The following is a 4,127-nucleotide window of genomic DNA, read 5'->3' on the forward strand; positions in this document are numbered from 1 at the left end:
CCCAGTAGATTACCGGGTTCATGCCCTCAAGGTTGCCTAATTAAATAAAGTGTCTAACTTTTTGGGTTCACTTCACAATTGGCGGCCTTTTGAAAGAACGATTCTTACAATAATCATACTTTCAATACAATAAACAAATAACAGACAAAAATAATCCCTTACAACACCGTATATATTGGACTAAACTTGCTCATTATATAGGTAGCGAGTACGTAACGGTTGAGCCCGAAATTATATAGATCCTAAAAAGGATCTATATAATTCAGCCAAAGATTGTATATAGGTGATTTAGAAATAAATGATCTTATGCAATCAGAGGAAGATTTTATATGGTAAAGAAAGGTTTTATGACAGTCGTATTTCTAGAAGATATTATTGTCATAAGGTCCCAACTTATCATATAGGGTCGAGCGAAGATCATATCGAGTGCCGAAGACTTCATTGAGCAAACGATTCAATTAAAGTTAACGTTCTTATACAGCCGAAAGGTTGTATATGGGTGTACAGGTATTTTATATGGTCGAACGAACCATTATTATGGGTGGTGAACTGTTTATTTATGGTCGAAAGATCATAAATAGGTAATCAACTATTCATAATAGTGCAAGGTAGATCGTTACGTACTCGTGTTGGATACATATTTAATAAAGGATCAGTGAGCTTAGCTCACTGATCCTTTAATTTTTTTGCTTCTGATAATCTGACTGATGTTAAATAGATTGCTTGCTTTAATGTTGGAGGACGAAGAAAGTGAGAACAGCTTGATTAACTTTGTCTTATAACAGGTGAATAGAGTATATAATTAGACTCCAGATAGGGGGGGAAATAAAAATGAAACCAGATGAAACAGAAGAGTTTATTTTACTAAATCAGATTGTTGTAACGGAAGATTTTTTAAATTCGAATCCGAGTGTCGAAAAAACACAGCAAGTCTTAAATCATGTTAAACGGACAGGCTGCTTAGATGAACCCATTACGATTAATAAGGATACAAAGATCCTTAAGGATGGTTACAGACGATATATTGCAGCTCAAAGGGTGGGGATGGATCTAGTCCCTATTGTATATGAGAAATAAACTTTTACATATCAAAAATAGAAAAGAGAGGACTTGTACTTCAATAATTGAGGTTGCTGCGGCAACCTTTTGAATGTACGGGTCTTGCAATTATCATACATTCGGAAAATGAAGTGCAAAACCCTTAATGAACTATCGGGTGCTATAGCTGAAGATCGGAGCTGTCTTTAAGGCAGCTTTTCAATAACAATAAAGATGTTTAATTACAAATAAAGTTGTTGGATTTTCGTTAAATAGTTCAATATCTTTGATTCTTTTGTAGTTGAACAAGTAATCTGTTCGTAGAGGTGATAATATGACCAAACAAAAAAAGATAATAGCTATTTCAGGAAGCATTCGAGAAGGTTCATCCAACACAAATATATTAAAGGCTTTAGCAGCTTTTATTCCCGAAGATATTGATTATACTATTTATAATGGAATAAAAGAACTTCCCCATTTCAATCCAGATATAGATAGAATGAAACCACCAGCTGTTGTTGAGGATTTTCGAAAGATGCTAGATGAATCGCATGCGCTTATTATCTGTACGCCAGAGTATGCAAAAAGTGTACCAGGAGTCTTGAAAAATGCGTTAGAGTGGCTTGTCTCATCAGCTGAACTGTATAAAAAACCAGTAGCTGTTATAACGGCTTCTCCATCGATTGCGGGGGGAGAAAAAGCGCATGAATCTTTACTGCTTACGCTGGATATGTTGGATACTACTGTTGTTAAAAGTGGATCGTTGCTAGTTCCATCAGTCCGAACCAAATTTAATGATAATGCTACAGTAACAGACGAGGGCACTAAGCAAGCGCTTATCGCTCTAATCAATAGTATAGTGAACGAGATAAATAATTGACTTACGTTATAATTCGTATTTAAAAAGCCTTTATTGTTACTCATTATAAATGAAATAAGTACAGTTCGAAGATTTTTAATCAACTATTTTAAAAACCGTTCAAATTTTTGAACGGTTTTATGCATGATAAGGATATTAAAAGAAAACAGCTTTATTGTAATTGAACAGTAGCTTATTCTTTATGCAACTAACGGGGCAGTTTAGTTGAAGAGAGGTTTTTAACTTGTGTTCAACAATCGGGCCATATCCTAGAATAAGGAAGGAAATTAAAAGGTGCTTCTTGAATTGTAAGTTAAGCCAGAAAAAAGCAGGATTATATAAGAAAGATAACATAGTTTTAATTATTAAATTATAAGATTAAATTGTAATGAATGGAGGGATTTCAGTGGATTTGTATTACGAAGTTAATGGTAATGGTCATCCTGTGGTTCTCCTTACCGGTGGTGCTGATGTACGGAACTGGACATTTGTCGCATCTCCTTTAGCGAAACACTACAAGGTCGTTGCTTTTGACGGACGTGGGACCGGGAAATCACCGACCCCTTTAGAAGATGTCAACCATGTTGAAGATTTGCTGTCGCTGCTTGATCATCTAGAAATCAATCAGGCGACACTTATCGGTCACTCAATGGGTGGCCAAATTGCCACTGAATTTGCTCTGAATTATCCTGAAAGGGTTTCAAAACTTGTTTTGCTTGCGCCTGGATTATCTGGGTTTAGCTATTCAAAGGAATTTGAAAAGAATATAAAGGCGATACATGAAGCTGCCCCAGATATCGGTAAGATGGTTGAGCTTTTGCTCAGTGATCCATCGTATCGTGTTGTAACGGTGAGTCCTCACCTGAATTTGATGGATCAAATGCTCCGGCACCATATGAACCGAATGTTTGAATGGCCGGCTGTTAAATTGATTTGGCCGCAACCACCGGCCATCGAAAGATTAGGAGAATTGACGGCCAAAACATTATTGATAATCGGTAAGGAGGATTCACCCGATAACCTTCGTGTTGCCAATTACTTTCGAAAGCACTCAGACGCTCGAATCATAGAAATTCCAGGTGCTGACCATATGGTCAATCTCACCCATCCCGAGAAGCTATATCGTCAAATTACTGGTTTTGTGAAGGAATGAAAAGTTTACTATGCCAAGGACTACGGAAAATCATTCGTCAGATTTGTAACTTATCTAAATTATAAAACGGGCGATAATATAATATTAACAGTTCAATTAAAGGGCGCTTTTCTTTAATAAGAAGGCGGCTTTTTGTATTGCACTAGATTCTGGAACAACCTATTTTAGGGATTGGAATATGTTAAAGTTTAGAAGAGATTGTGAAGGTTTCTACTTAAACTATAGGGTGCTTTAGTTCTATAAGGGGTTACTGTGGCAGCCTTTTTCTAATGGAACTATCGGGGCAGGATAGTTGAAGAAAGAAATTTGATTTTTATGGTAAATAAATCGCGGAATTTAAGGAGGATTTTTAATGTACATAGTGTCCAATTACTTAAATAAATTCAAATACTATATTTATGAGGATTTACGTTCAACAGGCTATCCGGACAGGTGCTCTGGTGATGGTTATGCTAAACGCTTTAAAACCATTGAGGAAGCTGAGGAATACGTAAGGAAAGGACATATATATCTTAAATATGATTCTCCTAATTTTACAATTGAAGAAGTCATAGTGAAGCCAGTAAAAAACTTTACTGTTGAACCTGAATGAATATAGGAGGAGCAGGCAATGTAGCCTTTTTGTTATTAAGCTAACGGGGCAGTTTAGTTCATTAAGCGTAGCTTAGTCGAACCACAACTATTTACTATTTTTATAAAAAAAACTAAAATTTGGTTAAGGATATTAATTGGGCGGTGTGTATTTGTTGAGTAATATAGGTATTCCAGGATTAATTCTATCTTTTCTTTTCATAATATTAATATTGTTTTTACTAAGAAAACTAGTGAAACCGAAAAAAGAACTTCAACAAAAAATAGATAAACTAGAAGAAGAGGTTCGAATATTAAAAAATCGCAAATAGTAAACTATGCTTTAATGTACTAACAGGTACGTTAGCTGAAAATCAGAGCTGTCTTTAAGGCAGCTTTTTTTTATGCAACTATCGGGGCAGGTTACTTCAATAAAAATTGTGGGTTTTATGGTAAAATAAAGGAAATAATTGATTATTTATTTGGAGGATTTTTGGTGAAGGTTAT

At 35.3% G+C, this 4,127-nt stretch carries 4 protein-coding genes; all 4 read left to right on the forward strand.

Annotated features, from left to right (window positions below; all coding sequences use genetic code 11):
* The first annotated feature begins 831 nt into the window (after positions 1-831).
* The 4 genes from ACFX4L_RS25045 to ACFX4L_RS25060 all read left to right on the forward strand — a co-directional run bounded on the left by ACFX4L_RS25045 (position 832) and on the right by ACFX4L_RS25060 (position 3,642).
* A complete protein-coding gene (locus ACFX4L_RS25045) occupies positions 832-1,077 on the forward strand; it encodes a ParB N-terminal domain-containing protein (protein WP_061463123.1) in 246 nt (81 codons plus the stop codon).
* A 295-nt stretch (positions 1,078-1,372) separates the two neighbouring features.
* A complete protein-coding gene (locus ACFX4L_RS25050; RefSeq protein WP_377387423.1) occupies positions 1,373-1,918 on the forward strand; it encodes an NADPH-dependent FMN reductase in 546 nt (181 codons plus the stop codon).
* Positions 1,919-2,303: 385 nt separating this feature from the next.
* Positions 2,304-3,050: an alpha/beta fold hydrolase gene (locus ACFX4L_RS25055; protein WP_377406626.1), complete on the forward strand. Its 747-nt coding sequence runs from the start codon at positions 2,304-2,306 to the stop codon at positions 3,048-3,050.
* A 352-nt stretch (positions 3,051-3,402) separates the two neighbouring features.
* On the forward strand, positions 3,403-3,642 hold the full coding sequence (locus tag ACFX4L_RS25060; RefSeq protein ID WP_061463114.1) for a hypothetical protein: 240 nt from the start codon (positions 3,403-3,405) through the stop codon (positions 3,640-3,642).
* The last annotated feature ends 485 nt before the right edge of the window (positions 3,643-4,127 follow it).

It is taken from the genome of Peribacillus sp. YIM B13482, from assembly GCF_042787975.1.
Taxonomy (GTDB): Bacteria; Bacillota; Bacilli; order Bacillales; family DSM-1321; genus Peribacillus; species Peribacillus simplex_A.

What these genes read in the sequence shown, in the direction of transcription:
- ACFX4L_RS25045 (WP_061463123.1), top strand. Translation starts at nt 832, where the DNA reads ATGAAACCAGATGAAACAGAAGAGTTTATTTTACTAAATCAGATTGTT.
- ACFX4L_RS25050 (WP_377387423.1), top strand. Translation starts at nt 1,373, where the DNA reads ATGACCAAACAAAAAAAGATAATAGCTATTTCAGGAAGCATTCGAGAA.
- ACFX4L_RS25060 (WP_061463114.1), top strand. Translation starts at nt 3,403, where the DNA reads ATGTACATAGTGTCCAATTACTTAAATAAATTCAAATACTATATTTAT.